The following is a 26,165-nucleotide window of genomic DNA, read 5'->3' on the forward strand; positions in this document are numbered from 1 at the left end:
AGCTTATAGCAAATAAATAAAAAGGTTGGCGCCAAAACGTCAACCTTTTTTCATTTCTTGAATCCTGAACTATTTAACTTCTTCGCCTTTCGCTTGAAGATCGGCATGGTAAGAAGAACGAACAAATGGACCACAAGCAGCATGAGTAAACCCAAGCTCAAGTGCAATCTCTTTTAGCTCATCAAACTCAGCAGGTGGAACGTAACGTTCAACAGGAAGGTGATGACGACTTGGAGCTAAATATTGACCTAGAGTCAGCATTGTCACACCGTGAGCACGCAAGTCTTTTAATACTTGAACGATCTCTTCTTTAGTTTCACCTAACCCCATCATTACACCAGACTTAGTTGGTACAGTAGGGTGCTGTTCTTTAAATTTCTTTAATAAGTCCAGAGACCATTGGTAGTTAGCACCAGGACGAACCTTACGGTAGAGGCGAGGAGCTGTCTCTAAGTTATGGTTAAATACATCCGGTGGATTGCCATGCATTGCATCTAATGCGCGGTCCATACGACCACGGAAATCAGGGACTAACGTTTCAATACGGATGTCTGGATTTAATTCACGAATTTCGCGGTTACAATCAGCAAAGTGTTGTGCGCCACCATCACGCAAATCATCACGATCGACAGAGGTGATCACGACGTATTTTAGTTTCATATCTTGAATCGTTTTTGCCAGTTTTTTCGGCTCTTCAGATTCAGGAGTAACAGGACGGCCATGAGCAACGTCACAGAAAGGGCAACGACGAGTACAAATGGCACCTAAGATCATAAAGGTAGCAGTACCGTGATTAAAACATTCTGCTAAGTTCGGGCAAGAGGCTTCTTCACATACAGAGTTAAGCTTGTTTTTACGTAGTGCTGATTTGATTTCATCAATACGCTTACTGCTTGATGGAAGTTTTATTTTCATCCACTCAGGCTTACGTAATACTTCTTTTTTTTCTGTTGGCATATTTTTAACTGGAATTAGAGCCATTTTATCGGCATCGCGGTATTTCACGCCTTTTTCCATTTGAATTGGCTTACTCATGATCGCTGCTTTCCATTATGTACTCGATATCAGTGTAATCAAGTAATGTTGTTAATTCTTTAATGAGTAGAGAATGAACATCTTCAACGTGTTCTGCTTTGTTCTCTACGTTATCGTTTTCTTTGACTAAATCGTGCAGTTGTATCATTTCCATCCCAGCATAACCGCAAGGGTTAATACGAAGAAAAGGAGATAGATCCATATTTACATTTAGTGCTAGTCCGTGGAATGAGCATCCTTTTCGGATACGTAAACCAAGAGAGCAGATTTTCTTATTATCGACATACACACCCGGAGCATCAGGTCGTGCCGCTGATTCAATACCAAATTGATGTAAAGTATTAACCACTGTATTTTCAATGTGAGTGACTAATTCACGAACGCCCGTATTCTTACGGCGTAAATTGATTAACACATAAGCAACTAGTTGACCTGGTCCATGGTAGGTAACTTGCCCACCGCGATCACTTTTTACTATAGGGATATCACCAGCAGCAAGAACGTGTTCTTCTTTACCTGCCTGTCCTTGAGTAAATACAGGGTTATGTTCTACCAACCATACTTCATCGCATGTATTTTCATCACGCTCATCAGTAAAAGTATGCATTGCTTTCCATACCGGCTCATAATCTTGTCGGCCAAGGTTTTTAACAACGAGACGCTTGTTCAATAGAATCACACTTGATTTGAAAATTTGCGGTAATGATAGCAAGGATAGAAAGGAAGGAATAGATAAGAAATGTAGGGGTATATCAAAATTTTTAGAAGCTGAGTACTATTTATCTCTAAATAGCACTCAATATCTGATTATAAAACCATGCGAACCATTTCGATTTCTGCTAGTTCTTTATATAGCGTTTCTACTTGTTCAATCGATGTAGCTGTAATACTTACAGATACAGAATTGTAGTTACCTTTGCCACTTGCTTTTACTTGTGGAGTGTAATCACCAGGAGCATGACGTTGAATTACTTCAAGTACAAGTACTGGAAGGTCTTCGTGAGCAAGGCCAACGGCTTTATAAGTAAATTTACATGGGAATTCTAGAAGATCTTTTAGCTTTGGTTGCTCTTGCATAACCGTCTCCAATCGAGAGTGGATAAATAGTAAGAAGGGAATTTTACTGTGACCTAAGTCAGATAACAAGGGAAATAAAAAAAGGTGACCGAAGCCACCTTTTTTTAATTCGTTAGCTATTAGCTTAACCAACCTTTAAACATTAATACGATGTAATCGATTAGACGACTGAAAATGCCACCTTCTTCAACATCATTTAGTGCAAGCAGTGGGTATTCAGCAATGTCTTCACCGTCGACTTGGTAGAAAAGCTTACCAACAACATCACCTTTATAGATCGGCGCTTCAAGTGTTTTTTCTAGAACAAAACTTGCTGTCATCTTCTTAGCTTGACCACGAGGAAGAGTAACATAAGTATCTTCAGCAACGCCTAGAGCAACTTCATCAGTGCTACCCATCCATACTTTTTCAGTTACGAAGGTTTCGTTTGCTTTGTGTGGAGAAACTGTTTCGAAGAATCGGAAGCCGTAGTTAAGTAATTTTTTACTTTCAGCTTTACGTGCATTACCAGATTTAGTGCCCATAACTACAGCAACTAAACGCATTTTACCTTCAGTTGCAGAACTTACTAAGTTGTAACCGGCACCATCAGTATGACCCGTTTTAATACCATCAACATTCATGCTTTTATCCCACAATAAACCATTACGGTTATATTGAGTGATACCGTTGTAAGTATATGATTTTTGAGCATATACGCGGTATTCTTCTGGAACATCACGGATTAAAGCTTGTCCGATTAATGCCATATCATAAGGCGTAGAGTATAAATCATCGCTATCTAGGCCGTGAACATTGCCAAAATGAGTATTTTCAAGCTTTAGAGTTCTACCCCATGCATTCATTAGATCGACAAATGCATCTTCAGAGCCAGCAACGTGTTCAGCCATTGCAACACAAGCATCATTGCCAGATTGAACAATAATGCCTTGGTTTAAGTCGCGTACTTTAATTGTACTACCAACTTCGATGAACATCTTAGATGAACCAGGGAAGTTTTTAGCCCATGCATTTTTACTGATAACAACATCGTCATCCATCGAAATATTGCCACTTTCGATTTCTTGACCAATAACATAGCTTGTCATCATTTTAGTTAAACTTGCAGGGTTCATTCGGACGTTCATGTCTTTTTCAGCAAGAACTTTGCCTGAATGATAGTCCATTAGCACGTAGCCCTTTGCCGCAATTTGAGGTGCGTTAGGGATAACTGCTGGGGCAGCTACTGCAACAGTAGAGCCAAGAATGAAGCTCGATAAAATAATTCGTTTTAACTGTTTTGCTGATTTCTTCATAATAATAACTTTTGCACTTTGAGGTAGTGAACTGCGTACATAATAGCAGATTTGGATATCATGACCAGATGTGTAATTAAATAACTGATTTCTTATGAAAAGATAGCTAATAATAATTCATAACATGAGAATTGTTATTATGGCTATCTTATTGTTATGTAAAGACAATCATATTTTCAATTAGTTCAACTAATGTTTGTCTTATAAGTGAGTGCTGATATCTAGTTACAATATTCACTCAACGTTGACATTAAAAAGCCTATTTTTTTGCTTCTTGGATAATAAATGCCGATGAGTAATTAGTATTCTTCACTTTTAATAATTTTTTATCGGCAACATCACGATCAAGAAATGGACCTAAACGAACTCGAAATCCGTAATTTGATTTTATTATGTTCGTAGAGGTGTTGAATTTTTCTTGTAGTAGCAAAGCGGCTTTCTCTGCACTGTCTTTATTTTTCACTGCAACCATTTGGATATAGTATTGATTTGGATCTATCGCATGCCAATCTTGAATGTTGGTCGGCTTATCAATGGCAATATATTCAATCTTCACATTAGCTGTACCTGTTTTTATCACATCTAATTTCGTTGCTGCTGCAAAACTTAAATCAATAATGCGTCCCTCATGGAAAGGACCACGGTCATTAACACGAACAATCGCTGTTTTTCCATTGTCTTTATTGGTCACTTTAACATAGCTAGGGATTGGTAATGTTTTATGAGCAGCACTCATTGAGTACATATCATATACCTCACCATTAGAGGTTTTATGCCCATGGAACTTATTACCATACCAAGAGCTTTTTCCTTCTTGAGTAAAGCCTTTTGGTTCTTTAACTATTGGATAGTCTTGACCTAATAAAGTGTAATCTTTGTTGCCGTATAAACTTTTTGGCTCATAGCGTGGATGAGCATCCTCAATATGTTCAACTGATATAGGAGTCTGCGGAGCAACATCACTGTCTATTTGATAACGACCTGCATTAGGTTCGTCTTTATTTACTGTTGGTTCAGAAGCACAGCCTGCTAATACAAGAGAGAGTGCGAGTAAAAAAATGCGCATTAATTAGCCTTTGAGTGAACTTTTCTATGTGTATGAATTGACATGAGAATACCAAAACCAGCCATAAGGGTTACCATTGAGGTACCGCCGTAACTGACTAATGGAAGTGGAACGCCAACAACAGGAAGAATGCCGCTTACCATGCCTATATTTACGAAAATATAAACAAAGAAACTGAGAACAACACTTCCTCCCATCATTCGACCAAAAGCCGTTTGAGCTTGGCTTGCTAAGAATAAACCACGACCAATGATGAACAAATAAATAGAGAGCAGAGCCATGACGCCAATTAAGCCCCATTCTTCTGCTATAACAGCAAAAATGAAATCGGTATGGCGCTCAGGGATGAACTCTAATTGAGATTGTGTCCCATGTAACCATCCTTTACCACCTAGCCCACCAGAGCCAATTGCGATTTTTGATTGAATAATATGGTAGCCAGCACCAAGTGGGTCTGATTCTGGATTAAATAATGTTTGTACCCTTACTTTTTGATAGGGGCGCATTAAGAAGAACCATAAAATGGGGATAAAACCACCAACGGCTACCGCTGCCGCGCAGATTATTTTCCAACTGATCCCTGCTAGAAAAATCACAAAGATACCAGAAGCTGCAATTAAGATTGAGGTGCCTAAATCGGGCTGTTTGGCGATCATGATTGTTGGAATAAATACCATCAATAATGCACAGAAAAGTGTTTTTATTGTTGGAGGCAGTGCTTTATTACCAATATAACGAGCTACCATTAAAGGGACGGCGAGCTTTATTAATTCGGAAGGTTGAAAACGAACAAAGCCAAGATTAAGCCATCGTTGAGCGCCTTTAGAGGCCTCACCAAAAAAGAGAACGCCTAATAATAAAACGAGGCCAACTGTAAATAAATAAGGGGCGGCTGCTTCATAGGCTCTAGGAGATATTTGAGCTAATACAAACATGACGCCTAATGAGAGAAGCATACGCATCGCTTGCTTATCCATCATCAATAGGCTTTTGCCACTGGCACTGTACATAATGACAAGAGCGCAAGCCATTAATAACAAAATCCCTAATAGCAGTGGTAGGTCGATGTGGATACGGTGAAAAAAATCTCTATTTTTTCCTGATGCAATATCTACTCTCATTATTTCTTAGTTACCTCTTTTGGAGTTGGGAGCAGTACATGATCAAATACACTACGCGCAATAGGTCCACCTTGAGTTGAACCACCGCCACCATTTTCAAGAACCAATGAAATAATGACTTTTGGATCTTTTGCTGGAGCAAAGCCGGTAAATAAAGCGTGATCACGTAAACGTTCCGCAATTTCATCCGCATTATATTCTTGGCCATTTAAACCAAAGACTTGAGATGAGCCTGATTTACCTGCACTGACATAAGGCGTTCCAGCGAAAATACGTCTTGCTGTTCCTTTAGGGCCATTATTAACTAAAATCATGCCATCAACGGCCAGTTGCCAATAACTATCTTTAATCCCTTCAATGGGGGGGTATGGCTCTGGTTCAAAAGGCACTTCCGCTTTTTCATCAACAATCGCTTTGAGTAAATGGGGCGCCTGTACTTTGCCATGATTAACCAAGACTGACGTTGCTTTGGCTATTTGCATTGGGGTTGCGGTCCAATAACCTTGTCCAATACCTACAGGAATTGTATCGCCTTGATACCAAGGTGTGCGGAAGCGGGCTACTTTCCAGTCTCGAGTCGGCATATTTGCTTTACTTTCTTCGTGGATATCGATGCCGGTGTAATCACCAAAACCAAATTTCATCATCCAGGTAGATAAGCGATCAATACCCATATCAAAAGCGATTTGATAGAAAAAGGTATCAACCGATTCTTCAATGGCTTGTTTTAGATTAACGGTGCCATGGCCCCAGCGTTTCCAATCTCGAAAAGGCCTAGTTTTTGAATTAGGTATGCGCCAGTAACCAGGATCGTTACGTGTCGTATATGGCGTTACGATTTTATCTTCTAAAGCAGAAACGGCAATAAACGGCTTAACCGTAGATGCTGGAGGATAAATTCCTAAGGTTGCACGGTTAACTAGTGGGCGGTCAGGATCATTCAATAACGCGTTATAATTTTTACTTGAAATACCGTGAACAAATAAATTTGGGTCGTAACTAGGACTAGAGACCATAGCTAAAACAGCGCTGGTTTTAGGCTCAAGTACAATAGCGGCCCCTCGTCTACCATCTAATTGTTTTTCAACAAATTGTTGTAGTTCTATATCAAGGTTTAATACGATATCTTTTCCTGGGATAGGCGGGACGTATTTTAGAGTACGTACAACACGGCCGCGGCTATTAACCTCAACTTCTTGATAGCCAGCCGTTCCATGAAGCGTATCTTCGTAATAGCGCTCAATGCCTAATTTACCTATATCACGCGTTGCTTGGTAATTTGCGTCTTTTTCTTCTCGAGCTAAACGTGCAAGATCTCGATCATTAATTTTTGCGACATAACCCAGTACATGAGTAAACGTTTTCCCATAAGGATAAAAGCGTTTTAAATACGCTTTCACTTCAACACCGGAGAACTTGTGTTGGTTTACTGCAAAGACAGCAACTTGTTTCTGGGTTAACTGGGATAAAATCGGAATAGATTTAAAGCGACGAGTACGACGTCGTTCTTTTTTAAAGCTATCAATATCACTTTGAGTGATAGGTAAAATTGTTTGTAGTTCACTAAACAACAGTGACAAGTCTTTTACTTTATCTGGTGTGATTTCTAGATTAAATACAGGGCGGTTTTCCGCTAAAGGCTTATGATTACGGTCGTAAATAAGGCCACGATTTGGAGCGATAGGAACGACTTTGATACGGTTGTCGTTCGAACGTGTTTTATAATCTTGAAACTCATTAATTTGAATATTGTACAAATTGCTCAATAGCAGACCAATAAGCACAATGATCCCCGCAAACGAGACGATTGCGCGGGAAGCAAATAGTCTCGTTTCAGCGTGGTAATCACGAATTTGTGTGCGTTTGCGCTTAATCAACTCTTATTCTCTGTGGTAAGGGTGATTGGCTGTAATACTCCATGCTCGGTATAGGCTTTCTGCCATAACAACACGAACAAGAGGGTGTGGAAGAGTGAGTGGAGATAAAGACCAGCTTTGCTCTGCCGCGGCTTTACAAGCAGGAGATAGACCTTCAGGACCACCAATAAGAATAGATACGTCACGAGCATCTAATTTCCATACTTCTAACTGCTCTGCCAGTTGCTCTGTATCCCAACGCTTTCCTGGAATATCAAGAGTCACAATGCGATTGCCTTTTGGTACAGCAGCCAGCATTGCCTCTCCTTCTTTTTGAAGAATTCGTGCGATATCGGCATTTTTGCCACGTTTACCAGCGGTGATCTCTATAAGTTCAAGAGGCATATCTTTAGGGAAGCGACGGCTATATTCTTTGTAGCCTTCTTCTACCCATTTAGGCATTTTTGTCCCAACGGCAATTAACTGAAGCTTCATTAAATTAGCTCCACAGTTTTTCTAGTTGGTACAGATCACGGTGTTCTTCTTGCAAGATATGAATCATGACGTCACCCATATCAACAACAACCCATTCACCTTCTGCTTCACCGTCAACACCATAGGGAGTTAAGCCGACTTCTCTTGCTTTATTTGATACGTTCAAGGCAATAGAGCTAACATGGCGTTTTGAGGTACCAGTACAGACGATCATAAAATCTGTGATGCTTGATTTGTCACGAACATCAAGAGTAATGATGTTTTCAGCTTTCATATCATCAACATTGTTGAATAGAAAATCATGGAGTTCTTTATCTTGCAAAGTAATCACCTAGAAGAAATGGATTATTTATAATGGAGTATATCAGTGATACTCGATTAATGAGATAAGTTGGGTGTCACTGAAATGTGAATATTACACATATCTAAAGTCAATTGACTAAGTTGTGGCCAACAATTGGTATCGAAGTCTGTTTTTGTCGCGACTTCCATGCATGCCAGTGAGCGAATAAGCTGCTGTATTTGCATCATTGGTAATCGTTGTAATGCGGATTGATACAAAGGACGTCGGTTTTGCCATACCTTATAGCGATCAAAGACAGTAAACATAGCTTCGCCTTGAGTAATCGCTTGTTGGAAGGTTTGTAATAGAAATAGCTCTTTTTGTAGCGTTCTTAATAGAATCACAACTTCCATTCCTTCGCTCTCCAATTGACGAAGAATACGCTGTGCACGCTTCGCTTGGCCTGATAACAAGGTATCGAGCAATTGAAATGGAGTGAAATGGTTATTTCTATTTAAGGCTTCTTCTATGCGAATTAAAGTCAGTAAACCATCAGGATATAGCAGAGCTAATTTGTCTAAACTTTGAGCAAGAGCCAATAGGTTACCTTCATGCCACTGAGCTAGCATTTGTATTGCTTCTGCATCCGGTTTTAACTTGAGCTTTTTACAACGCTGTTGAATAAAGCGAGGAAGCTGTTGGTTGTCGGGTGTATTACAAGGTACAAATAAACCAAGTTGAACTAAGGCTTTAAACCACTGGCTATTTTCTTGAGCTTTATTAACTCTTGGCCCTTGAACGACCAACAAAATATCATCGTGAAGAGCAGGTACAAGCTCTTTAATCTTATTGGTATGTGCTGTTGTGATCCCTGTTTCAGGGATAGTCAGTTCAAGTATTTGTCGAGATGAAAATAAGCTTAAGGCTTGAGTGCAATCAAAGATCAATTCCCAATCGAGTTGCTTATCGAGTGTGAATTGATGCTTTTCTTCAAATCCATGTGCGAATGCCGTTTGGCGAACGATATCTAAGCTTTCTTGCTTTAATAGTGGTTCATTACCAAATAAAAGGTAGCACTGACGTAAACCACGTTCTAAATTTTGCGCTAATTGTTCTGGAAATACTCTCATTATTATTGATTATTTTCAGTTGATGGACTCATTGTTTTTATTACTTCTTGTGTCGAAACTTTGGTTTCGCTCTCATCGTTATTAGTAATCGTATCAGTGGATTCGGCTGGTTGATCATCTGCTTTTAATCGAGCCATTTGACGTAAGATCTGTTCTGCGGCTTGTGCGCGCATTTCATCTTCAATCATGTCTCGTTCAACCGATTTAGCCAGTGCCGTTAGTGGGTTATCAAGATAATTACGATTAACTGTAGTCGTGTAAGTTTTAATGTCATGTTCTGGGATAAGAACGCTATATCTAACGGTATAGGTCAGTTCTTTTTCTGCTGCTCGGCTATTTTGATAAAGAGATAAAGTACGCTCACCAAGGCTTTCGCTAATTAAATCTAAGCTAGGCGTTACAGTTGTTGGTGCCACTTGGCGGATCCCATTCATTCTTAACTGTTTTTGCACATTACGAGTTAAATCACTGTATTGGTCAAAGCTTGTTAAAGAAATATCATGCAATTCTTCAGGAAGAAGATAATTTCCACGTAGATGAAAGCCACACGCAGAGACCATAAGTGATAGCGTCAATACGATTGTCGTACGAAGAGAAAATAGAGATAAAAGTCGTTTCACCGAGTAACTCCTCAAGTGGTGATTAAATGCTTACTTAACTATTCTATCGACAATTTAATTTATTGCATAAGATAAAACAGTTAAATAAGCATAAGCAGATAAACTGCTTATGCTTTAAATAGAAAAGTAATAAGAAAAAAGGTTCAAATTACTTTTTAGCTAATAACGTAACTTTAACTAGTAAATCAGTTAATAGTTAAATTAGTTAGCTACGATGTTTAAAAGCTTGCCTGGTACATAGATAACTTTACGGATAGTTAGGCCATCTAGGAACTTAAGTGCGTTTTCATCTTTTAGACCAAGCTCTTTCACTTGTTCTTCTGTTGCATCAGCTGCAACAATCAGTTTTGCACGCAATTTACCGTTGATCATAACTACGATAGTTTTCTCATCTTCAACAAGTGCTTTTTCATCAAATGTTGGCCATGCAGCGGTATCGATGTTTGATTCACCTAGAGCATCCCACATTGCAAAGCTTGCGTGTGGAGTCATAGGGTAAAGCATAACAACAACCGCTTTTAATGCTTCATCAAGAAGAGCGCGATCTTGTGCTGAACCTTGAGGTGCTTTATTTAGTTTGTTCATCAATTCCATGATTGCAGCAATCGCAGTGTTGAATGTTTGGCGACGGCCAATATCATCACTTACTTTTGCAATCGTTTTATGAACATCACGGCGCAGTGCTTTTTGGTCACCAGATAGAGCGGCAACATCTAACGCTTCAGTTGCGCCTTTTGTTGTGTGCTCGTGAACTAATTTCCATACACGCTTAAGGAAACGACTTGCGCCTTCAACGCCTGATTCTTGCCATTCTAGAGTCATATCAGCAGGTGCTGCAAACATCATGAATAGACGTACTGTATCAGCGCCAAACTTATCAACCATTTCTTGAGGGTCGATACCGTTGTTTTTAGACTTAGACATTTTGATCATGCCAGAGTGGTCAACGTTACGGCCCTGGTTATCGACTGCTTTCTCAATGCGACCTTTTGCGTCACGCTCAATTGTTACATCTGTTGGTGCGATCCACTCTTTTGTGCCTTTTTCGTTTGTGTGGCTAAATGCATCAGCAAGTACCATACCTTGACATAAAAGTTGCTTGAATGGTTCGTCTGAATTTACATAACCCGCATCACGTAGAAGCTTATGGAAGAAGCGAGAGTAAAGAAGGTGCATACATGCGTGCTCAATACCACCAACGTATTGGTCTACTGGTAACCAGTAGTTTGCTTTTTCTGGGTCTAGAATATCGTCAGCTTGTGGTGAACAGTAACGTGCGTAGTACCAAGATGATTCCATGAAGGTATCAAAGGTGTCTGTTTCACGCAGTGCTGGTTCACCGTTGAATGTCGTTTTTGCCCATTCTTTGTCAGCTTTGATTGGGCTAGTTACGCCATCCATTACCACATCTTCAGGAAGAATTACTGGTAGTTGATCTGCTGGTACTGGGTGAACTTCACCATCTTCAGTTGTTACCATTGGGATTGGAGCACCCCAGTAACGTTGACGAGAAACACCCCAGTCACGTAGACGGAAGTTTACTGTTTTCTTGCCTTTACCGTCTGCTTCTAGTTTTGCCGCGATAGCATCAAATGCCTCTTGGAAAGCAAGGCCGTCGAATTCACCAGAATCAAACAGAACGCCTTTTTCAGTGTAAGCCGCTTCAGATACGTCTACATCAGAACCATCTTCAGGTTTGATTACTGGGATGATGTCTAAGTTGTATTTAGTTGCAAATTCATAGTCACGTTGATCGTGAGCAGGAACCGCCATTACCGCACCTGTGCCGTAATCCATTAATACGAAGTTTGCGACAAAAATTGGCACTTCACGACCGTTAAGAGGGTGGATAGCACGTAGGCCAGTATCCATACCTTTCTTTTCCATCGTTGCTAATTCAGCTTCAGCAACTTTAGTATTGCGACACTCTTCTGTGAATGCGAATAGCTCAGGGTTTGTTGCCGCTGCTTTCTCTGCAAGAGGGTGACCTGCTGCGATACCAACGTAAGTAACACCCATTAGCGTATCTGGACGTGTGGTATATACTTCTAAAGGAGCTTCTTCGCCGTTAACAGCAAAAGATAGCTCTACGCCTTCAGAACGACCAATCCAGTTGCGTTGCATGGTTTTAACCATTTCTGGCCAACCATCAAGGTTATCTAGATCATCAAGAAGTTCTTGTGCGTATTCAGTAATTTTAATGAACCACTGTGGAATCTTCTTTTGTTCAACAGGGGTATCACAACGCCAACAACAACCGTCTTCAACTTGTTCGTTTGCAAGAACAGTTTGGTCATTTGGACACCAGTTTACAGAAGAGGTTTTCTTATAAACTAAGCCTTTGTTGTACAGTTTTGTGAAGAACTCTTGTTCCCAACGGTAGTACTCAGGCGTACAAGTTGCGAACTCACGATTCCAATCGTAACCAAAGCCTAATAGCTTAAGTTGGTTTTTCATGTATTCGATGTTTTCGTATGTCCAAGGCGCTGGTGCTGTATTGTTTTTAACAGCTGCATTCTCAGCAGGAAGACCAAACGCATCCCAACCGATAGGTTGCATTACGTTTTTGCCTTGTAGACGTTGGTAACGAGAAACCACATCACCAATAGTGTAGTTACGAACGTGACCCATGTGTAGACGACCACTTGGGTATGGGAACATTGAGAGGCAGTAGAATTTTTCTTTGCTTGCGTCTTCAGTCACAACAAACGTTTTGTTGTCGTCCCAATGTTTTTGGATCTTCTGTTCTAGATCCTGTGGATTATATTGTTCTTGCATCGATTTACCCAGTTATGTCAGTGGATCACAAAAAATGTGAGATCGGTTTGATCAGATAATACTTGATCGGCATAGAATAACTAATGGAGCGCTTATACTCAAGCGACCTGATAACCTTTAACTCACTCTTCGCTATATAAATCTAGCGAATTCTTGGAGGTGACTTATGTCTAAGCAAAAAACAGGTTATAACGCCGTCTTAGAGCGTGTAATGAATGTATTGGAAAGAAGTCCTGAAGAATTTGAACATTGGGCTAAATCATCAGAAGAAGTGGTGGATGCGGCGTCTGATATGACCAAAGATGAACTCGCTTTAATTTCCAATTACGTGAAACGAGATATGAAAGAGTTTGCTCAAAATTATGAAGAGAGTAAAACCACCTTTCCTGACTCGCCATTTTATCGATTGATCTCTGACTCTATGTGGCATGCTTTACTTGAAATTACCGATAAAACACAAGTTGAATGGAAAGAAGTGTTTGATGATTTAGAACATCAAGGGGTTTATCAGGCGGGTGAAGTTGTGGGTTTGGGGATTTTAGTGTGTGAAAAATGCGGTCACCGTGAGCAATTTAACCATGCTCAAATTATTCAACCTTGCACGCACTGTGATAATAAAGAATTTACCCGAGTGTCTCTGAAGCCATAGTGTTTGCCGCTCTCATAAAGTAGCTGGTCTGTAGTTCAATTAAGAAATACAGACCAATAGCAATGTAATTAGGTTCGTTTTCGCCAAGCAATAACTAAAGATAAAAATACTAGCAGATACAAAGGTATTGAACCCCAATAACGATAAGGCGTTGTTCCTGTCGTAGGAATAACTTCACCTCGTAATACTGCAGTGGTGAACTGTGGGATTTGTTGAGTAATGTTGCCTCGATAATCAGTAATCGCAGTTACGCCATTGTTTGTTGAGCGAATAACCGGTTTTCCTGTTTCTAGTGCACGCATTTGTGCCATTTCCATATGTTGTAGTGGCCCAATCGAAGTACCAAACCAAGCATCATTAGAAAGCGTTAAAATATAATCGGTTTGCTCAGTAATGTTCTCTCTAACTTGTTCACCGTAGACTATTTCATAGCATAGCGCTGGAGCTAAGTGTGTACCACTGGCTTCGATATTAGGTTGGATGTAATCCCCACGACTAAATGATGACATTGGTAGATTAAAAATAGGGGCTATCGGGCGTAATATATTTTCAAAAGGAACAAATTCACCAAATGGCAGTAGGTGATGTTTACTGTATCTCGGTTGATCTTGATAGTTGTATCCTTTGGTACCATTTACACCAAGTGAAATAATATTGTTATAGAAGTTCCCGGTTGGACTTTGGCCAACAATACCAGTAATAACTGTGCTGTTATTCATGGTGGCTGCGCTATCAAGGTTGCGTAAAAAGCTTGGAATTTCAATCTCTAACGCAGGGATTGCCGCTTCTGGCCACACAATTAAATCTGCATCCCAATTCTTGCGCGTCAAATCCATGTATTTCATGATGGTTGGCCAACGCTCTCTTGGCAGCCATTTAATTGCTTGATTAACATTTCCTTGGATTAGAGCGACTTTGGTTGCTTTGTCTGGTTGCGGTGTAACCCAATCAAATGGCTTGATAGCAAAAGAAGTGGCAATAATGACCGCTGGGATCAGAAGTAAACTCCATTTTTTCTCCAGAAGGCTGTATATCATTGCCCCCACAGAAATCAGGATCATTAGCGTAATGCCTTCTACGCCGAATATGGCTCCCCAAGGAGAAAGAGGGCTATCAATTTGACTGTATCCTAGCCATAACCATGGGAACCCAGTAAATACCCAGCCACGTAGCCAATCAGTGACAAGCCAAAGTGCAGGAGCTGCTAATAAGTATTTAGTCAGTTTATGCTTGCTAAAAAATCGCTGTAAAAGAAATGAAAATAGCATCGGATATAACGCAAGATAACTGATTAGTCCGATCATTAAAAAGAGACTAGCAGCGACTGGCATACCACCAAAGTTGTCAATACTTACATGAACCCAACTCACTCCGGCGCCAAAGTAACCTAAGCCCCAAGAGAAGCCTAGCCACGTTGCTTTTTTTGTTGTCTGTTTATGCAATAGTAACAAAAGAAGCAAAGGAGCGATGAAAGCAAAAGGCCATAAAGAGTAGGGAGCAAAAGCAAGGATAGCACTTGCGCCTGAAAGTAGGGCAATAAGAAGTCGGATGAAGTAATGAGAAAGTAAAGGCATTGGCTATAACTCAAATAGATGTAAGTAGCGAAAAAGAGTTAGTCTTTGTAAGTTAGATAAAGTTCAGCCACTAGAGAGATCTAGTGGCTGTATTTTTTATTCTTCTTCAGCTTCTTTTTTTACCGATTCTTTATCTGGAATCGTAACTTGAAGTTGAATAATGCGACGATTGTCTGCTGCGGTTACTTTAAAAGTAAAACCAGAGATTTCAATAGTTTCGCCACTTTCAGGTAAATGCCCAAAACTGGTTAATACTAAACCTCCAACCGTATCAATTTCTTCATCACTAAAGTTTGTTGAGAAGATCTCGTTAAAGTCATCAATCTCAGTCAGCGCTTTCACAGCAAAAGTGTGCTTGCTTAACTGGCGGATGTCTTTTTCTTCTTCGTCATCAAACTCATCTTCAATATCCCCAACGATTTCTTCAAGGATATCTTCGATAGTAACTAAACCAGAAACCCCACCAAACTCATCGACTACGATGGCCATGTGGTAGCGCTCTTGTCTAAACTCTTTTAAAAGTTTATCAACACGTTTACTTTCAGGTACTACAACAGCAGGTCGAATAACTTGTTCGATCTCAAAGGCTTCACAATCGGAGCCTAGGTATCTAAGTAAGTCCTTCGCAAGGAGTATTCCTTCAACATGGTCTTTATCTTCACTGATCACAGGGTAGCGTGAGTGTGACGCTTCTATGATAGTTGCTATCAGTGATTCTAGATCTTGAGTTTTTTCAACTGTGACCATTTGAGAGCGCGGTAACATGATGTCTCGAACTCTCATTTCAGAAATTTCCATAACACCTTCGAGCATGTCTCGAGTGTCGTGGTCAATAACTTCATTCTCTTCAGAGTCTCTAAATACATCTACCAGTTCTTGGCGATCTTTAGGTTCCCCTTGGAATAGTTGAGAAAGGCGTCCTAAGAAGGACTTTCTACTCGGACCTTCTGTATTCTGTGAATTTTCGTCGTTCATGGCTTCTTTAAAAGTAGTTGCTATCAATGTGGATAGCTCACATAAGTAACTATTGGATTATTCCAACAATTATTTCTCAGCAAGATACGGGTCTTCAAATCCCATTTCTTGCATTAATTCGGTTTCGAGTGATTCCATTTCTTCAGCTTCTTCATCCTCGATATGGTCATAACCTAGCAGATGAAGACTGCCATGTACAACCATATGCGCCCAATGTGCTAATAAAGGCTTGTTTTGTTCAATAGCTTCTTTTTCAACAACTTGACGACAGATGATTAAATCACCTAACAAATCGATCTCAATTTCAGGAGGTGCTTCAAACGGAAACGATAATACATTGGTTGGTTTATCCATACCACGGTATTGATGGTTTAACTCATGACTTTCTTTTTCATCTACAATTCGGATTGTTAGCTCTGCTTGTGGTTGAAATTGAGGAAGTACTGCATTTAGCCAAGACATAATGTCTTTTTCTGAAGGCAGGTCTTTTTCATTTTCACATGCAATTTGTAGATCGAGTTCAATGCTCATGGTTCACCTAAATTTATTACTTATTACTTATTACTTATTACTTATTATTATCAGCGTCAGCTAAACGAGCATCACGCTCTTGCTTTCTGCGTATTTCTTCTAGTTTACGCTCTTTTTGATCTTTTGCTTCCCATTTTTCATAAGCATTTACGATACGAGCAACCACTGGATGACGGACGACATCATCGGCGATAAAGAAATTGAAACTGATTTCATCAACTTCTGATAATACTTCAGTCGCATGACGTAAACCGGACTTAGCCCCGCGAGGCAAATCTATTTGGGTAATATCGCCCGTAATCACTGCTCGAGAATTAAAGCCAATACGAGTTAAGAACATTTTCATTTGTTCTACAGTAGTGTTTTGGCTTTCATCTAAAATGATAAAGGCATCATTTAGAGTTCGCCCACGCATATAAGCCAGTGGAGCAACTTCGATAACACTTCGTTCAATTAACTTTTCAACACGCTCAAAGCCAAGCATTTCAAAAAGAGCATCGTAGAGAGGGCGAAGATAAGGATCGACCTTTTGACTTAAATCACCAGGTAAGAAGCCCAGTTTTTCACCGGCCTCTACTGCTGGTCGAGTTAAAAGAATACGACGAACTTCTTGGCGCTCTAATGCATCAACTGCGGCAGCAACAGCAAGGTACGTTTTACCTGTACCTGCAGGACCAATCCCAAAAGTGATATCGTGAGTCACTATATTAGTAACATATTGGGCTTGGTTTTCTGTTCTTGGTTTAATTAGGCCTTTTTTCGTTTTAATGAAGATCTCTTTACCATGAGGAATGGTAGAAACCTCACTTTTTTCTTGTTCAAGTATGCCTGATTCTTTTACGGCTAAGTGGATCTGTTCAGGCTCAATATCTGGGTACTGATTCTTAACGGGGGCCGTTTCTACGTAAAGATCTTTTAAGATATCAATTGCAGCTGAAACCGTATGAGGTTTACCCACGACAGTAAAAAGATTACCGCGATAGTTTACTTCGACACCTAAACGACGCTCAAGATGCTTTATGTTGTCATCAAATGGCCCACAAAGGTTGGATAAGCGTTGGTTATCTGCTGGCTCTAAGGTCAACTCTAATTTGGTTGTTTTAATGCTCAATGTCGCCTCTCAGAATATGAATAACTATGGGATACATCTATTATTTATTGGGCAAAGATGGAATTATCTCAAGGCTAAATAAGAAAAAAGATGATCAAGAAACCTTAATCATCTTTTTTTGTCTTTGGTTTTACTGATAATGTCACATTATGGTGTAAAAGTTCCAACACCTAGATCGTCTTCACGACGAGTCTTTTCCATCATTTCTGAAGGAGAGACAGCAACACGTAATCCCATGTCTTTTTCTGTACGAACTAGATCACCACGTAAAGAGTTCGTAAATGACTCTGTGATATGAATATCAACAAATTGGCCAATTAACTCAGGGCTACCAGTAAAGTTAACAACACGGTTGTTTTCAGTACGAGCACGTAATTCCATTGGGTTACGCTTTGATGGACCTTCAACTAATGCACGAACTTCTGTATCCAGCATTTGACGAGAGAAACGTGCTGATTGGAAGTTAATTTGCTGTTGAAGCTCAGCTAAACGGTCTTTTTTCGTTTGCTCTGGAATATCACATGGATAATCAGCAGCAGGCGTACCAGGACGAGGAGAAAAGACAAAGCTGTAGCTCATATCAAAATCAACGTCTTTAATTAGCTTCATTGTGTCTTGGAAGTCTTTTTCTGACTCACCAGGGAAAGCAACGATAAAGTCTGAGCTGATTAAAATATCAGGACGAGCTTTACGTAGCTTACGAATGATTGATTTGTACTCAATAGCAGTATGAGGACGTTTCATCATCGTTAGAATGCGATCTGAACCACTTTGAACTGGTAAATGTAAGAAGCTTACTAATTCTGGCGTGTCTTCATAAACTTCTACGATATCATCACCAAATTCTAGAGGGTGACTTGTCGTAAAGCGTAAGCGGTCGATACCATCAATTGAAGCAACCATGCGAAGTAATTCTGCAAAAGTACAGATATCACCATCGTACATTGGACCACGGTAAGCGTTTACGTTTTGACCTAGCAGGTTAACTTCACGTACACCTTGCTCGGCTAACTGTGCAATTTCAAATAACACATCATCTAACGGACGGCTAACTTCTTCGCCACGAGTATAAGGAACTACGCAGTAAGTACAGTATTTTGAACAGCCTTCCATGATAGAAACGAATGCAGATACGCCATCCGCTTTTGGTTCAGGAAGGTTATCGAATTTTTCGATCTCTGGAAATGAAATATCCATGACGGTTTTTTCATTAGAAAGTGATTGTCGGATCATTTCAGGCAAACGGTGAAGTGTTTGAGGGCCAAAAATAACGTCAACGTAAGGCGCTCGTTGGCGAATATGATCACCTTCTTGAGTCGCAACACAACCACCAACACCAATAACTAAGTCTGGTTTTTTATCTTTTAAATGTTTCCAGCGGCCCAGTTGGTGAAAAACTTTCTCTTGGGCTTTTTCACGAATTGAACAGGTATTTAATAACAGAACATCCGCTTCTTTTGGATCTTCAGTTAATTCATAACCATTTGCGGCACCTAAAAGATCGGCCATTTTAGATGAATCGTATTCGTTCATCTGGCAGCCCCAGGTTTTGATTAGCAGTTTCTTAGTCATGTAACTTTTTCACTCGTATTTTATTACTAGAATTCGGTACAGTTTTGAGAGACAGGCTCAATCAAAACGGATAGGGCGCGTATTGTACTGCTTTCCACGCTTAATGACTAGATGTAGACACCCTTGAATATTTTAAGGGTATTATTTGAATGATTTAGATTAAGAGTGAATCACGGTAGAATAAGGGAAATTATTGACTCATATAAGGTCTATGGATGATGAAAGAATATGATTATACGATCGTTGGTGGTGGAATGGTGGGGGCAGCTACAGCCATCGGTTTATCAAAATTAGGGTATCAAGTTGCTGTCATTGAGCATAAAGCGCCAGCTTCTTTTGATGATAGCCAACCAATGGATATTCGTGTTTCTGCTATTTCTCAATCTTCCGTTGATCTGCTTGAAGATTTAGGTGCTTGGCAATACATCAAAGAAATGCGTGTATGCCCTTATAAGCGCTTGGAAACATGGGAGCACCCTGAATGTCGAACTCGTTTTCATTCTGATGCATTAGAGATGGAGCAGCTTGGCTTTATTGTTGAAAACCGCCTTATTCAATTAGGGTTATGGCAGATGTTTTCTACTTATGAAAACCTGTCAGTTATTACTCCTGCAAAAATTGCTGAGCTTGAATTTTTTACTGACCACAATGTACTGACATTGGAAAATGGCGATAAAATTAAAACAAAATGGGTTATCGGTGCTGATGGCGCTAATTCTTATGTTCGTCAGAAAGCAAAAATAGGGATCACGGCTTGGGATTATCGCCAACATTGTATGTTAATCAATATAGATACTGCTGAAGCTCAACAAGACATAACTTGGCAGTGGTTTACTCCTTCTGGCCCTCGATCATTTCTTCCTTTGCATGGAAATAAAGGTTCTTTAGTTTGGTATGACTCACCCTCTCGTATTAAACAGCTTTCTGCTATGAGCTCTATTCAGTTAGAAAAAGAAATTAAAGCGTATTTTCCACAAGAATTGGGAGAATTCACCGTCGAGCAATCAGGCTCATTTCCTTTAACTCGTCGACATGCTAAAAAATACGTCGATCATCGTTGTGTTTTATTAGGGGATGCGGCCCATACGATTAACCCTTTAGCAGGACAAGGTGTGAATTTGGGTTTTAAAGACGTCAAAGTGCTGTTAGAAGAAATTGAAACGAAAGGAGCTGAGACAGATAAAGCCTTATTGTCTTATCAATCTAAACGAAAAATAGATAACTTAGCCATGCAAAGTAGTATGGATCTGTTTTACACCTTATTTAGTAACTCATTACCACCGGTTAAATTCCTGCGTAATGTTGGTTTAAAATTAGCCGACTCTTCAGGTGTATTAAAAACGCAAGCGTTGAAGTATGCGTTGGGGTTATAGAAATAATATTTAGGGACTAGAGCTTAGGGACGAGTAAAAGCTAGTCTACAGAAAGTAAGGTGATCATTAGGTCACCTTTTTTATTGCGTTAAAAACCATTTAATTCGTTTATTAATACTATTTAGATTGGTTTTATAGAGTAAGGATAAAAGGAATATTTATGAAGGTTGTCCAGACGAAAAAAAAAGCCCATCAAATTAATGATGAGCTTTCTTAAAAGTGGTTGGGATACCTGGATTTGAACCAGGGAATGCCGGCATCAAAAGCCGGTGCCTTACCGCTTGGCGATATCCCAACAGAGAAGATTACATTAGTAATTAAACCAAGATAATACATCTTTAAATATGGTGCGGACGGAGAGACTTGAACTCTCACACCTTACGGCGCCAGAACCTAAATCTGGTGCGTCTACCAATTCCGCCACGTCCGCGTTCTTCTAGTTGTTAATTAAAACAAAGAGTAGAAATTTTTGTAGTTAGAAGACGAATTGGAGAGTCTTTCTAACGTTGTCATAATTAATCAGGTTGCATCAATTATGTAAATAGTGGTTGGGATACCTGGATTTGAACCAGGGAATGCCGGCATCAAAAGCCGGTGCCTTACCGCTTGGCGATATCCCAACAGAGAAGATTACGTTAGTAATTAAACCAAGATAATACATCTTTAAATATGGTGCGGACGGAGAGACTTGAACTCTCACACCTTACGGCGCCAGAACCTAAATCTGGTGCGTCTACCAATTCCGCCACGTCCGCGTTCTTCTAGTTGTTAATAAAACAAAGAGTAGAAATTTTTGTAGTTAGAAGACGAATTGGAGAGTCTTTCTAACGTTGTCATAATTAATCAGGTTGCATCAATTATGTAAATAGTGGTTGGGATACCTGGATTTGAACCAGGGAATGCCGGCATCAAAAGCCGGTGCCTTACCGCTTGGCGATATCCCAACAGAGAAGATTATATTAGTAATTAAACCAAGATAATACATCTTTAAATATGGTGCGGACGGAGAGACTTGAACTCTCACACCTTGCGGCGCCAGAACCTAAATCTGGTGCGTCTACCAATTCCGCCACGTCCGCGTTCTGCTATTTGTTTATAAGAGCTAGGTCTTAAAACAAAAGTAGAAATCTTTTTTATAGTTAGAAGACGAATTGGAGAGTCTTTCTAGCGTTGTCATAATTAATCAGGTTGCATCAATTATGTAAATAGTGGTTGGGATACCTGGATTTGAACCAGGGAATGCCGGCATCAAAAGCCGGTGCCTTACCGCTTGGCGATATCCCAACAGAGAAGATTACATTAGTAATTAAACTAAGATAATACATCTTTAAATATGGTGCGGACGGAGAGACTTGAACTCTCACACCTTACGGCGCCAGAACCTAAATCTGGTGCGTCTACCAATTCCGCCACGTCCGCGTTCTATAGCTTACAATAGTAAGTAATAGATATTCTGTATTTTAATCGGTGAATGGTAAACCAATTAAAAGTTGTATGGTGGCTACTACGGGATTTGAACCTGTGACCCCATCATTATGAGTGATGTGCTCTAACCAGCTGAGCTAAGTAGCCAATGAATGTTTTTAATAAAACATTCAAAAATATGGTGCGGACGGAGAGACTTGAACTCTCACACCTTACGGCGCCAGAACCTAAATCTGGTGCGTCTACCAATTCCGCCACGTCCGCGTTCTATAGCTTACAGTAGTAAGTAATAGATATTCTGTATTTTAATCGGTGAATGGTAAACCAATTAAAAGTTGTATGGTGGCTACTACGGGATTTGAACCTGTGACCCCATCATTATGAGTGATGTGCTCTAACCAGCTGAGCTAAGTAGCCAATGAATGTTTTTAATAAAACATTCAAAAATATGGTGCGGACGGAGAGACTTGAACTCTCACACCTTACGGCGCCAGAACCTAAATCTGGTGCGTCTACCAATTCCGCCACGTCCGCGTTCTTCTAGTTGTTAATTAAAACAAAAAGTAGAAATTTTTGTAGTTAGAAGACGAATTGGAGAGTCTTTCTAACGTTGTCATAATTAATCAGGTTGCATCAATTATGTAAATAGTGGTTGGGATACCTGGATTTGAACCAGGGAATGCCGGCATCAAAAGCCGGTGCCTTACCGCTTGGCGATATCCCAACAGAGAAGATTACGTTAGTAATTAAACCAAGATAATACATCTTTAAATATGGTGCGGACGGAGAGACTTGAACTCTCACACCTTACGGCGCCAGAACCTAAATCTGGTGCGTCTACCAATTCCGCCACGTCCGCGTTCTACTGCTTGATTATTAAGAACAATAGTCACTTAATCTACAAAGAGTAGTTATTCTATATTTTAATCGGTGAATGGTAAACTAATTAAAAGTTGTATGGTGGCTACTACGGGATTTGAACCTGTGACCCCATCATTATGAGTGATGTGCTCTAACCAGCTGAGCTAAGTAGCCAAATTGTTTCTTTCTTTCTAACTCGTCTCTCTTCCGTCTTATCGGTGAGGACGGAGCGCATTATGCTTACCAGAGGCTTATGCGTCAACACTTTTTTGAAAAAAATATGAATTCTTTGTTTGTTCGAACGGATTTTAATCAAAGCGTACTTTTTCTATGCAAAATAGAGTGAATTAGAGCAAAAGAATAAGAATAAGAGTTGAAAACAAGATGTAGTGAATTGGGGTGGGTAGAATAATAATGGGTTTAACTGATTGAATTATAGACAAGTAATAAAAAGGCCAGCAAATATGCTGGCCTTTTTTATTATACGTTGAAGCGGAAATGTACTACATCGCCATCTTTAACGATGTAATCCTTTCCTTCAAGACGCCATTTACCCGCTTCTTTAGCACCGCTCTCGCCACTAAATTCAATAAAGTTGTCGTAACCTACAACTTCTGCACGGATGAAGCCTTTTTCAAAGTCCGTATGGATCTTACCTGCCGCTTGAGGAGCAGTTGCACCTACAGGGATAGTCCAAGCACGTACTTCTTTAACACCAGCGGTGAAATACGTCTGTAGAGTAAGTAACTCATAACCAGAACGGATAACACGGTTTAGACCTGGTTCTTCAATGCCCATATCAGCAAAGAATTCTTCACGATCTTCATCGTCAAGCTCAGAAAGCTCTGATTCAATAGAAGCACACACAGCAACAACAACGTTGTTTTCTTTTTCTGCGTACTCACGAACCATGTCTAAGAATGGATTATCTTCAAAACCATCTTCAGCAACGTTAGCAATATACATTGTTGGTTTTAGCGTTAGGAAGTTAAGGTAAGAAACCGATGCGATTTCTTCTTTTGAAAGCTCAACCGTACGAGCCATTCCACCTTCAGTGAAAACTGGAAGTAGTTTTTCAAGAACTGAGATCTCAAACTTAGCGTCTTGATCTCCGCCTTTTGCTTTCTTCGTTTGACGGAAAATAGCACGCTCACAAGAATCTAGATCCGCAAGAGCAAGCTCAAGGTTGATGATCTCGATATCTTCAATTGGAGAGATCTTACCTGCAACGTGAATGATGTTTTCATTTTCAAAACAACGAACAACATGGCCGATAGCATCAGTTTCACGGATGTTAGCAAGGAATTTATTACCTAGACCTTCACCTTTAGATGCGCCAGCAACTAGGCCTGCGATATCAACAAATTCCATTGTTGTAGGAAGAATACGCTCTGGATTTACGATTTTAGCTAATGCGTCTAAACGTAGATCAGGAACCGGAACCACACCCGTGTTTGGTTCAATTGTACAGAAAGGGAAGTTTGCCGCTTCGATTCCTGCTTTAGTTAGTGCGTTAAACAGTGTTGATTTACCAACGTTTGGAAGACCAACGATTCCGCATTTAAAACCCATGATGTAAACCTTATCTTTGTTATTCAGCTTTGAATGTATGTAAACGATTTTGTGCTTTACTTAATCCGTCTTTAAGCAAGATATCTAAGCAACGTGTAGATTCATCTACAGCAGCATCGATTAACTCTTGCTCTTTGGTAGGCGCTTTTCCTAAAACAAAACCGGCAACTTTATCTTTATGGCCTGGATGACCAATACCAATACGAAGTCGATAAAATTCTTTCGTATTGGCTAATTTACTAATCGTGTCACGCAAGCCATTATGGCCACCGTGTCCACCACCTTTTTTAAATTTCGCAACACCAGGAGGAAGATCTAACTCATCGTGAGCCACAAGGATCTCTTCTGGCTTTATTTGGTAAAACTTAGCTACAGCAGCAATAGCCTTACCAGATAAATTCATAAATGTTGTTGGGATCAACAAACGAAGATCCTGACCATTTGTTTGAATACGACCAGTTAAACCGAAGAATTTAGATTCTTCTCGCAGGGATACATTGTGTACACGAGCGAGTTCTTCAACAACCCAAGCGCCCGCATTATGACGAGTTCTTTTGTATTCAAGACCAGGGTTTGCTAGTCCAACAAGAAGTTTGATTTGATTGCTCAAAGACTTATCTCTCTATTTGGATACTAATATCATTAATACACTTATTTAGTGCCAATAGAACTAAAGACAATTAATGGTATTAGTATGTGCCATTAAAAAGGCGCGCCATATTACCACAAGAATCCCAAATACAAAAACGCCCCGCATAAGCAGGGCGTTTTATATAGTATTTGGTTTGATTAGTGATCAAACATTGCAGAGATAGACTCTTCATTGCTGATACGACGGATCGCTTCAGCTAGCATGCGAGAAAGGCTAAGTTCAGTCACTTTGCCTGTTGCTGCCATTTCTTTAGATAGAGTAATCGAGTCAGTAACAACTACTTGGTCTAATACTGAGTTTGCAATGTTTTCTGCTGCAGAACCAGAGAAAACAGCGTGAGTTGCGTAAGCAAATACACGTTTAGCACCACGTTCTTTCAGTGCTTCAGCTGCTTTACAAAGTGTGCCGCCTGTATCGATCATGTCATCAACGATAACACAGTCACGACCTTTAACATCACCAATTAGGTTCATTACTTCTGAAACGTTAGCACGTGGACGGCGCTTATCAACGATAGCGATATCAACATCACCTAATGCTTTAGCTGTTGCGCGAGCACGAACAACACCGCCTAAATCTGGAGATACAACAACAGGGTTTTCTAAACCACGAGTACGCATATCATCAAGCAGTACAGGAGTACCGAAAATGTTGTCTACAGGTACGTCGAAGAAACCTTGAATTTGTTCAGCATGTAGGTCGATAGTTAAAACGCGGTCAACACCAACGTTTGAAAGCATATCGGCAATTACTTTAGCTGTGATTGGTACACGAGCAGAACGTACACGACGGTCTTGACGAGCGTAACCAAAATAAGGGATAACCGCAGTAATACGACCTGCAGAAGCACGGCGAAGTGCATCGATCATCACTACTAATTCCATAATGTTGTCATTAGTAGGAGCACACGTAGATTGAATGATGAAAACATCACTACCACGTACGTTCTCGTTAATTTGAACAGCTACTTCGCCGTCAGAAAAACGATCTACAGTAGCGTCACCTAGTGAAATGTATAGTCGATCAGCGATACGTTGCGCTAGTTCAGGAGTTGCATTACCAGCAAATAGCTTCATGTCAGGCACGGTGGAAACCTCAGGGTTGCGTCCAAATT

General features: G+C 40.1%; 22 protein-coding genes and 15 tRNA genes. 2 read left to right on the forward strand and 35 right to left on the reverse strand.

All coding sequences use genetic code 11. From position 1 onward, the window contains the following. Positions 1–69: 69 nt before the first annotated feature. The 12 genes from lipA to leuS form a co-directional block, all read right to left on the reverse strand. Positions 70–1,035 carry a lipoyl synthase gene (lipA, locus tag AC2INI_RS03805; RefSeq protein WP_122035781.1) on the reverse strand — a complete coding sequence of 322 codons (966 nt, stop codon included), beginning with the start codon at positions 1,033–1,035 and terminating at the stop codon, positions 70–72. After that, positions 1,028–1,705, reverse strand: coding sequence for a lipoyl(octanoyl) transferase LipB (gene lipB, locus AC2INI_RS03810; RefSeq protein ID WP_486305379.1), 678 nt, complete (start codon positions 1,703–1,705; stop codon positions 1,028–1,030). Before lipB ends, lipA begins: the two co-directional genes overlap by 8 nt. A 137-nt stretch (positions 1,706–1,842) precedes the next feature. Continuing rightward, positions 1,843–2,112, reverse strand: coding sequence for a DUF493 family protein YbeD (gene ybeD / locus AC2INI_RS03815; protein ID WP_060993532.1), 270 nt, complete (start codon positions 2,110–2,112; stop codon positions 1,843–1,845). Between the two features lie 119 nt (positions 2,113–2,231). After that, positions 2,232–3,407 carry a serine hydrolase gene (locus AC2INI_RS03820; RefSeq protein WP_122035777.1) on the reverse strand — a complete coding sequence of 392 codons (1,176 nt, stop codon included), beginning with the start codon at positions 3,405–3,407 and terminating at the stop codon, positions 2,232–2,234. Between the two features lie 259 nt (positions 3,408–3,666). Beyond that, on the reverse strand, positions 3,667–4,473 hold the full coding sequence (locus AC2INI_RS03825) for a septal ring lytic transglycosylase RlpA family protein (protein WP_122035775.1): 807 nt from the start codon (positions 4,471–4,473) through the stop codon (positions 3,667–3,669). After that, entirely contained in the window at positions 4,473–5,594 is a 1,122-nt protein-coding gene (gene rodA, locus AC2INI_RS03830) for a rod shape-determining protein RodA (protein WP_122035773.1), read from the reverse strand. The genes AC2INI_RS03825 and rodA overlap by 1 nt, the downstream gene beginning before the upstream one ends. Next, complete coding sequence (mrdA, locus tag AC2INI_RS03835; protein WP_122035771.1) at positions 5,594–7,471, reverse strand: penicillin-binding protein 2; 1,878 nt, start codon at positions 7,469–7,471, stop codon at positions 5,594–5,596. Before mrdA ends, rodA begins: the two co-directional genes overlap by 1 nt. Before the next feature lie 3 nt (positions 7,472–7,474). Further along, entirely contained in the window at positions 7,475–7,945 is a 471-nt protein-coding gene (gene rlmH, locus AC2INI_RS03840; RefSeq protein ID WP_045101495.1) for a 23S rRNA (pseudouridine(1915)-N(3))-methyltransferase RlmH, read from the reverse strand. 4 nt (positions 7,946–7,949) lie between these two features. Beyond that, a complete protein-coding gene (rsfS, locus tag AC2INI_RS03845) occupies positions 7,950–8,267 on the reverse strand; it encodes a ribosome silencing factor (protein WP_486305380.1) in 318 nt (105 codons plus the stop codon). Positions 8,268–8,323: 56 nt separating this feature from the next. Continuing rightward, positions 8,324–9,358 carry a DNA polymerase III subunit delta gene (gene holA, locus AC2INI_RS03850; RefSeq protein ID WP_486305381.1) on the reverse strand — a complete coding sequence of 345 codons (1,035 nt, stop codon included), beginning with the start codon at positions 9,356–9,358 and terminating at the stop codon, positions 8,324–8,326. A gap of 2 nt (positions 9,359–9,360) precedes the next feature. After that, positions 9,361–9,918, reverse strand: coding sequence for an LPS-assembly lipoprotein LptE (locus AC2INI_RS03855; protein WP_162922561.1), 558 nt, complete (start codon positions 9,916–9,918; stop codon positions 9,361–9,363). Positions 9,919–10,179: 261 nt separating this feature from the next. Continuing rightward, a complete protein-coding gene (gene leuS, locus AC2INI_RS03860) occupies positions 10,180–12,756 on the reverse strand; it encodes a leucine--tRNA ligase (RefSeq protein ID WP_486305382.1) in 2,577 nt (858 codons plus the stop codon). Positions 12,757–12,922: 166 nt separating this feature from the next. On the opposite strand from leuS, the gene AC2INI_RS03865 reads away from it, so the two are divergent. Next, the gene (locus AC2INI_RS03865) at positions 12,923–13,405 is read left to right on the forward strand and encodes a zinc ribbon-containing protein (RefSeq protein WP_122035763.1); all 483 of its coding nucleotides are present in this window, start codon (positions 12,923–12,925) and stop codon (positions 13,403–13,405) included. A 68-nt stretch (positions 13,406–13,473) separates the two neighbouring features. Here AC2INI_RS03865 and lnt read toward each other — a convergent pair whose 3' ends face one another. From lnt to miaB, 5 genes are all read right to left on the reverse strand, one after another. After that, on the reverse strand, positions 13,474–14,979 hold the full coding sequence (gene lnt, locus AC2INI_RS03870; RefSeq protein ID WP_486305383.1) for an apolipoprotein N-acyltransferase: 1,506 nt from the start codon (positions 14,977–14,979) through the stop codon (positions 13,474–13,476). A 96-nt stretch (positions 14,980–15,075) separates the two neighbouring features. Beyond that, on the reverse strand, positions 15,076–15,954 hold the full coding sequence (corC, locus tag AC2INI_RS03875; protein WP_486305384.1) for a CNNM family magnesium/cobalt transport protein CorC: 879 nt from the start codon (positions 15,952–15,954) through the stop codon (positions 15,076–15,078). Positions 15,955–16,023: 69 nt separating this feature from the next. Further along, positions 16,024–16,485 carry an rRNA maturation RNase YbeY gene (gene ybeY / locus AC2INI_RS03880; protein WP_486305385.1) on the reverse strand — a complete coding sequence of 154 codons (462 nt, stop codon included), beginning with the start codon at positions 16,483–16,485 and terminating at the stop codon, positions 16,024–16,026. Positions 16,486–16,522: 37 nt separating this feature from the next. Next, positions 16,523–17,596 (reverse strand): PhoH family protein, encoded by a 1,074-nt coding sequence (locus AC2INI_RS03885; RefSeq protein WP_486305386.1) that lies wholly within the window; start codon positions 17,594–17,596, stop codon positions 16,523–16,525. Positions 17,597–17,743: 147 nt separating this feature from the next. Further along, positions 17,744–19,168 carry a tRNA (N6-isopentenyl adenosine(37)-C2)-methylthiotransferase MiaB gene (gene miaB, locus AC2INI_RS03890; protein ID WP_122035753.1) on the reverse strand — a complete coding sequence of 475 codons (1,425 nt, stop codon included), beginning with the start codon at positions 19,166–19,168 and terminating at the stop codon, positions 17,744–17,746. 218 nt (positions 19,169–19,386) lie between these two features. Between miaB and AC2INI_RS03895 the strand changes: the two genes are divergently transcribed. Then, complete coding sequence (locus AC2INI_RS03895; protein WP_486305688.1) at positions 19,387–20,541, forward strand: 2-octaprenyl-3-methyl-6-methoxy-1,4-benzoquinol hydroxylase; 1,155 nt, start codon at positions 19,387–19,389, stop codon at positions 20,539–20,541. Between the two features lie 220 nt (positions 20,542–20,761). Here AC2INI_RS03895 and AC2INI_RS03900 read toward each other — a convergent pair. From AC2INI_RS03900 to AC2INI_RS03985, 18 genes are all read right to left on the reverse strand, one after another. Then, a tRNA-Gln gene (locus AC2INI_RS03900) sits at positions 20,762–20,836 on the reverse strand. Positions 20,837–20,886: 50 nt separating this feature from the next. Next, positions 20,887–20,971 (reverse strand) — tRNA-Leu (locus tag AC2INI_RS03905). Positions 20,972–21,086: 115 nt separating this feature from the next. Further along, positions 21,087–21,161: transfer RNA gene (locus AC2INI_RS03910), tRNA-Gln, on the reverse strand. Positions 21,162–21,211: 50 nt separating this feature from the next. Next, positions 21,212–21,296, reverse strand: a tRNA-Leu gene (locus AC2INI_RS03915). 114 nt (positions 21,297–21,410) lie between these two features. Beyond that, positions 21,411–21,485: transfer RNA gene (locus tag AC2INI_RS03920), tRNA-Gln, on the reverse strand. Between the two features lie 50 nt (positions 21,486–21,535). Further along, positions 21,536–21,620 (reverse strand) — tRNA-Leu (locus AC2INI_RS03925). 130 nt (positions 21,621–21,750) lie between these two features. Beyond that, positions 21,751–21,825, reverse strand: a tRNA-Gln gene (locus AC2INI_RS03930). Between the two features lie 50 nt (positions 21,826–21,875). Next, positions 21,876–21,960 (reverse strand) — tRNA-Leu (locus AC2INI_RS03935). 76 nt (positions 21,961–22,036) lie between these two features. Further along, a tRNA-Met gene (locus AC2INI_RS03940) sits at positions 22,037–22,113 on the reverse strand. A 32-nt stretch (positions 22,114–22,145) separates the two neighbouring features. Next, a tRNA-Leu gene (locus AC2INI_RS03945) sits at positions 22,146–22,230 on the reverse strand. A 76-nt stretch (positions 22,231–22,306) separates the two neighbouring features. Continuing rightward, positions 22,307–22,383, reverse strand: a tRNA-Met gene (locus tag AC2INI_RS03950). A gap of 32 nt (positions 22,384–22,415) precedes the next feature. After that, positions 22,416–22,500, reverse strand: a tRNA-Leu gene (locus AC2INI_RS03955). A gap of 115 nt (positions 22,501–22,615) precedes the next feature. Further along, a tRNA-Gln gene (locus tag AC2INI_RS03960) sits at positions 22,616–22,690 on the reverse strand. Positions 22,691–22,740: 50 nt separating this feature from the next. After that, positions 22,741–22,825: transfer RNA gene (locus AC2INI_RS03965), tRNA-Leu, on the reverse strand. A 99-nt stretch (positions 22,826–22,924) separates the two neighbouring features. Next, a tRNA-Met gene (locus tag AC2INI_RS03970) sits at positions 22,925–23,001 on the reverse strand. Between the two features lie 306 nt (positions 23,002–23,307). Continuing rightward, positions 23,308–24,399: a redox-regulated ATPase YchF gene (gene ychF / locus AC2INI_RS03975; protein ID WP_122035749.1), complete on the reverse strand. Its 1,092-nt coding sequence runs from the start codon at positions 24,397–24,399 to the stop codon at positions 23,308–23,310. 19 nt (positions 24,400–24,418) lie between these two features. Then, entirely contained in the window at positions 24,419–25,009 is a 591-nt protein-coding gene (gene pth / locus AC2INI_RS03980) for an aminoacyl-tRNA hydrolase (RefSeq protein ID WP_045101508.1), read from the reverse strand. A gap of 179 nt (positions 25,010–25,188) precedes the next feature. Further along, positions 25,189–26,136, reverse strand: coding sequence for a ribose-phosphate pyrophosphokinase (locus AC2INI_RS03985; protein ID WP_122036154.1), 948 nt, complete (start codon positions 26,134–26,136; stop codon positions 25,189–25,191). Between the last annotated feature and the right edge of the window lie 29 nt (positions 26,137–26,165).

Source organism: Aliivibrio friggae, assembly GCF_057368515.1.

What these genes read in the sequence shown, in the direction of transcription:
- lipA (WP_122035781.1), bottom strand. Translation starts at nt 1,035, where the DNA reads ATGAGTAAGCCAATTCAAATGGAAAAAGGCGTGAAATACCGCGATGCC.
- ybeD (WP_060993532.1), bottom strand. Translation starts at nt 2,112, where the DNA reads ATGCAAGAGCAACCAAAGCTAAAAGATCTTCTAGAATTCCCATGTAAA.
- AC2INI_RS03820 (WP_122035777.1), bottom strand. Translation starts at nt 3,407, where the DNA reads ATGAAGAAATCAGCAAAACAGTTAAAACGAATTATTTTATCGAGCTTC.
- AC2INI_RS03825 (WP_122035775.1), bottom strand. Translation starts at nt 4,473, where the DNA reads ATGCGCATTTTTTTACTCGCACTCTCTCTTGTATTAGCAGGCTGTGCT.
- rodA (WP_122035773.1), bottom strand. Translation starts at nt 5,594, where the DNA reads ATGAGAGTAGATATTGCATCAGGAAAAAATAGAGATTTTTTTCACCGT.
- rlmH (WP_045101495.1), bottom strand. Translation starts at nt 7,945, where the DNA reads ATGAAGCTTCAGTTAATTGCCGTTGGGACAAAAATGCCTAAATGGGTA.
- holA (WP_486305381.1), bottom strand. Translation starts at nt 9,358, where the DNA reads ATGAGAGTATTTCCAGAACAATTAGCGCAAAATTTAGAACGTGGTTTA.
- AC2INI_RS03855 (WP_162922561.1), bottom strand. Translation starts at nt 9,918, where the DNA reads ATGGTCTCTGCGTGTGGCTTTCATCTACGTGGAAATTATCTTCTTCCT.
- leuS (WP_486305382.1), bottom strand. Translation starts at nt 12,756, where the DNA reads ATGCAAGAACAATATAATCCACAGGATCTAGAACAGAAGATCCAAAAA.
- AC2INI_RS03865 (WP_122035763.1), top strand. Translation starts at nt 12,923, where the DNA reads ATGTCTAAGCAAAAAACAGGTTATAACGCCGTCTTAGAGCGTGTAATG.
- lnt (WP_486305383.1), bottom strand. Translation starts at nt 14,979, where the DNA reads ATGCCTTTACTTTCTCATTACTTCATCCGACTTCTTATTGCCCTACTT.
- corC (WP_486305384.1), bottom strand. Translation starts at nt 15,954, where the DNA reads ATGAACGACGAAAATTCACAGAATACAGAAGGTCCGAGTAGAAAGTCC.
- ybeY (WP_486305385.1), bottom strand. Translation starts at nt 16,485, where the DNA reads ATGAGCATTGAACTCGATCTACAAATTGCATGTGAAAATGAAAAAGAC.
- miaB (WP_122035753.1), bottom strand. Translation starts at nt 19,168, where the DNA reads ATGACTAAGAAACTGCTAATCAAAACCTGGGGCTGCCAGATGAACGAA.
- AC2INI_RS03895 (WP_486305688.1), top strand. Translation starts at nt 19,387, where the DNA reads ATGAAAGAATATGATTATACGATCGTTGGTGGTGGAATGGTGGGGGCA.
- ychF (WP_122035749.1), bottom strand. Translation starts at nt 24,399, where the DNA reads ATGGGTTTTAAATGCGGAATCGTTGGTCTTCCAAACGTTGGTAAATCA.